The sequence below is a fragment of the Neorhizobium vignae genome (genome assembly GCF_000732195.1).
Classification (GTDB): Bacteria; Pseudomonadota; Alphaproteobacteria; order Rhizobiales; family Rhizobiaceae; genus Neorhizobium; species Neorhizobium vignae.
On record NZ_JNNU01000050.1, the window covers coordinates 1 to 3,992 of the forward strand.

A 3,992-nucleotide genomic window follows, 5' to 3' on the forward strand; every position below is an offset into this window, starting at 1 on the left:
TCGGACGACTTCACCTTGATGCAGCCGTTTGGAGGCCCACCAACCCAAGGCTTCGATGGCAGTCCGGCGCATCTCGCCGAGCTGGCACGTTCCTTCCGAAACGGCGACGCGAAGCTAGAGATGGTGACCAGCTATGTCTCCAACGATCTGGTGGTCCTAGCGTTCGTGGAGCGCCAGCACGGTGAAGTCTATGGTCTGCCGGATCAGGACTGGTCGCTGCGCGTCACCCAGGTCTATCGCCGCGAGGGCTCGTACTGGCGGCTAGTCCACCGCCACGCCGATCCCCTCGCGCGGCCAATCGGCCTGGAAAGAGCCGCGGCGCTGGCGCGCGGCGAATAACCGGCGGCGTGAGTCTAGCGGAGATTCTCATGATGGATTCGTGGATCGAGATCGTCGGTTTTGCCGGCAGCTTCCTGACCGTAATAACCTACCTGACGCATCGCATGGTTCAGCTTCGCGTGATGGCGAAAGCGAGTAGCCTATGCTTCGCCGTCTATGGCACCATGATCGGCAGTCCACCGTTGATATTCATGGAGGCGGCACTCCTGCCGAACCCGATCTTGAACCCTTTTCTCATGAAGATGATTGAAGGCGCGCCGAGGAAACAACATCAAGAGACCCAGCGGGAGGCGGCGGAGGTGACGGAGGCAAAACAGGTAGGCTGCCGAGAAATTTCGCAACGGGTGGTGATGCAGATCCGTCGGCCGCCGACATACGCCCGCCGTCGACGGTCGCACCTGAGTGAGCCTCGGCACCGTCTAACTCCCTGCCATGCGATCATGATAGCGAACCAGTGGCCCCGAGACGAGGCGATGAAATGGCGACATCGAGCGGAACCTCGAAGAGCTTGATTTCATTGCGAGCTAGCGGCGTAATTTCACGGGATCAGCTGTTTAAGCATACCCCATCAAGATCTGGGATCAAACATCTAGCCGCCGGTGTCGCTGCAAGGGCCTGCCTCGGTCTATTCTGCGGGACGACGGCCCCGCACCATGGCGACACCCAACCTTGATATCAGCGCCGGCCCTTTTGGAATTGCTGTTCTCGGCACGGCGGCGATGGCCCACAAGGAAGGCCATATCCGTGCTGCTCGGGCGTTGAAGGACATGGACCCGATCCCGACTGACTTCGCCACGAATCCGGGCTACTGGCCATAGTCGTGTCGCCAAACTCGAAGAACACAAACTTGCCCTGCAAGGGCCTGCATCGGTCCGCCGTAATGCAGGCCCTCAACCCGATGCAGAACAACAGGTTCAGAAAAAGAGAGGGCTCGCCGGTCCCCCGTTCGAGCCTCAACAGTCTCTTGGCGGCGAGGACATTACAGGCAACCTGAGATAAGTCATCCCCCGAAATTAGGTTCGGCCTCTTAGCATAGTCGGTCGCGCAGATGCAGATCCGCCTCCGACTCCGACGGCTACTGTCAACGGTTGGGTTGCTGTAGTCCTGGAAGAGCGTTCTGATCGGACTGTCGGGCTGGACGACTGATTTCCGATGCCTGAGGGTCGGACGACACTTGGGGAGCGGTTGGGGCTGATGAGACGTATAAGCCCAAGATTAGGGCGAGGCCCGCCACTACGAATGCGCCCGCAATTGCAGCGATGGACCGTTCCCCGTTCTGTTTGATCATGCCGAACGCGAGAACGCTGCCCAATATAGCGGCGCCGCCTGCAACGAGAAAAAGCCATACGTAATTTGCCATTTAGCCAACTCCATTTTGGTAGCTAACAGCCTTGGGCTTCTAAGGTTCCTCCCACCGGACCCGCAACAAAACATCACTCCACCACAAAGGAAGTTCCTATGAGCGTCATCACTGCCGCGCAGATCCGCGCGGCTGCAAAATCGCGTGTCAACGAAGGTAACATGAACTCTGTCCTGGTCGCGCTCGAAAAGTTCGGGCTGGGGCTGGGGCTGAACCGGCCGCACCGGGTCGCGCACTACCTCGCGCAGCTCATTCACGAAACTGATCACCACCCATTCAGGAAACGAAGTCGCCATGATTCGGAGACAGCCAGCCCCGACCCTTCACCTTGGGACTACGGCACCGACTGCCCCCTATCTTCATTGTATTTGGCGCCGCGCTGCTTCTCGCCGTGGGTTTTTTCCTCTTCCTCTCGAGCCGGCGTCCGCCGAACGTTTGACGATTGGGCAGACCCGCGGCACCGTCCGCCGCGCGCCGTTCCCAAGCATGCGATTTTGCGTGATTAATAACTCGCTTTCTGAGCGAACGTTACTTGAACAAATGCGCAACTCTGAACGATCACGGTCATCGGTGAGACGGATTTTCCACGGTCGCATTAAGCTTGGAACAAAACTCTCTGACTGAGGTTGGGAGCACTGGCAAAGCCGCCAACAATCAGGAGGAAATTCATGCTGAAGATTATTTCGGTCTCGCTCGTCTCTATCGGTCTCGCTACCGGTGTCGCTTTTGCGCAATCGGCATCGAACCCCAGTTCGGGCAACCAGCAAAACCAGTCCACCGACTCTGGTAAGCCCGATCCTGGTCCGATGCACCCGCCGCAGAAGACCGACAATACCGTCACCAATTCGACGCGTACCAATTGCGCTCCCAATCTGGCAACCAAGGGCTCCGCAACGACGCCGAATAAGGACGGCCAGGCCTCCACAGCTGTTGAAGGCGCCGCTGGCACCAACACCAACGGTCAGTCTTCAAACTGCTGAACCTTGATCAATGAAGTAAAGGCCGACGATGTGTCGGCCTTTTTCGTGGGACCGAATTCACCGCGACACGGCAGGGCTGACCTTCAAAGGCCAGTCCGCTTATCATTTGGGCCTGCCTTGGGTTAATCCCCGACTGTAGCCGACGACGTAGATACGGGAGCGGTCAACCCGGTACTTTGAGATGATCTCCTCAAGTGCCGCTTCTACCTTCTCGAGGGGATAGAGCAGTTCTTCGCTCGGGTTCTGAGGCGAGAAGACGAGGAACGGGAACTGCTTGCCGTCGTCGATCAATTTCGGCAATCCGCTGGATTTAACCTTCTCGATGTCGCCGCCACCTTGGTCACCTCCATGTAGCCATACAACGAGAGGATAGGAGTCGTTGGATGTCTCATATCCATTCGGCGTGTATATCAGATACTTGAGGTCGCTTTTCACGGCAGCTGTCGATGTCATCGCCACTTGATCAGCATGGGCCGCACCGGGGGTGCACATCCCCAACGCGGCGACCAAAGCTGTAGACAAAATCCTTCGCGTCATCCGTTCAACTCCTCTATAGCGGTTAACCCGTTGTCGTATGTGAACCTTCACCTGAACACTTCGGCTGCCTCGGTTGCCTTCCCGGCCTCCGACGAGCTGACGAGAAGGCCAGATCGGAGTCGATGATGCTGCCGACAACGCGATAGCCCTTACCCTGGATTCATGTTTGGGAGGTTCGTCTCGACCTCTCGCCGTTTGCTTTCCGGCAAACTGTCGATTTGGGCACGCCAGAAAGCGGCGGCCTCGTCTGGTTCGTCATCCCATAGCCTGGTGTCGACAATGTTGTCATCAAGCTTGGCTTTACGCTTGCCGCCAAGGCGAAGATATTCTTCAGCAAGACGAGCGGCTTCTGTTGATGGCCCGGTCATCTTGCAATCCCATAAACAAAGCCGACGATTGCCGCCAAGGCTACCGACGCTATTGGCTGAAGGCGAATTTGGTGTTCGACCTCTTCACGTACGGTGCGTGCTGCGCCAGCGGCAGTAGGCGACGGCACCAGCGGAGGGCGTCGAAGGGCACTCCGTAAATCTCGTAGCTCCGCCTGCAACTCGGCCAGTTCCCGGCTCGGATCGTTGTTGTTGCCGCGAGACGGTCCGGCGTTCGTCGGCAAGCTCTCGACGCTGTTGGCGGAGGCGATTACCCCTGTTCTGTCATTGTTGTCAGGCATGCTGATCTCCTGCGTTTCTGTCGTTGTTGAAACGGTGACTTCCACGTGGAGTTCCTCCTGCTGAAACTTTACCTTTCTACATCTGGTCGCAAGCCTTTCATTGCCAGCT

The 3,992-nt window shown here is 57.7% G+C and carries 7 protein-coding genes and 1 pseudogene; 5 read left to right on the forward strand and 3 right to left on the reverse strand.

Annotated elements, in window-relative coordinates:
- The 5 genes from GQ59_RS32585 to GQ59_RS30235 form a co-directional block, all read left to right on the forward strand.
- Window positions 1-339: DUF4440 domain-containing protein (locus tag GQ59_RS32585; RefSeq protein WP_037088573.1), on the forward strand; the 339-nt coding region annotated here is incomplete at its 5' end.
- Between the two features lie 29 nt (window positions 340-368).
- A complete protein-coding gene (locus tag GQ59_RS30225; protein ID WP_037088575.1) occupies window positions 369-851 on the forward strand; it encodes a YgjV family protein in 483 nt (160 codons plus the stop codon).
- 141 nt (window positions 852-992) lie between these two features.
- Complete coding sequence (locus tag GQ59_RS32465) at window positions 993-1,157, forward strand: hypothetical protein (RefSeq protein ID WP_156376373.1); 165 nt, start codon at window positions 993-995, stop codon at window positions 1,155-1,157.
- Between the two features lie 640 nt (window positions 1,158-1,797).
- Window positions 1,798-2,205, forward strand: coding sequence for a hypothetical protein (locus GQ59_RS32250; protein WP_152564525.1), 408 nt, complete (start codon window positions 1,798-1,800; stop codon window positions 2,203-2,205).
- Window positions 2,206-2,367: 162 nt separating this feature from the next.
- Window positions 2,368-2,679, forward strand: coding sequence for a hypothetical protein (locus GQ59_RS30235; RefSeq protein ID WP_037088577.1), 312 nt, complete (start codon window positions 2,368-2,370; stop codon window positions 2,677-2,679).
- Between the two features lie 126 nt (window positions 2,680-2,805).
- Here the strand turns inward: GQ59_RS30235 and GQ59_RS30240 are convergent.
- The 3 genes and pseudogenes from GQ59_RS30240 to GQ59_RS32255 form a co-directional block, all read right to left on the reverse strand.
- A pseudogene (locus GQ59_RS30240) lies at window positions 2,806-3,216 on the reverse strand (carboxylesterase family protein); the annotation flags it as partial.
- 149 nt (window positions 3,217-3,365) lie between these two features.
- A complete protein-coding gene (locus tag GQ59_RS30245) occupies window positions 3,366-3,584 on the reverse strand; it encodes a hypothetical protein (RefSeq protein WP_037088578.1) in 219 nt (72 codons plus the stop codon).
- On the reverse strand, window positions 3,581-3,992 hold a 412-nt coding region (locus tag GQ59_RS32255; protein WP_432762621.1), incomplete at its 5' end, for a hypothetical protein. The genes GQ59_RS30245 and GQ59_RS32255, both read right to left, overlap by 4 nt.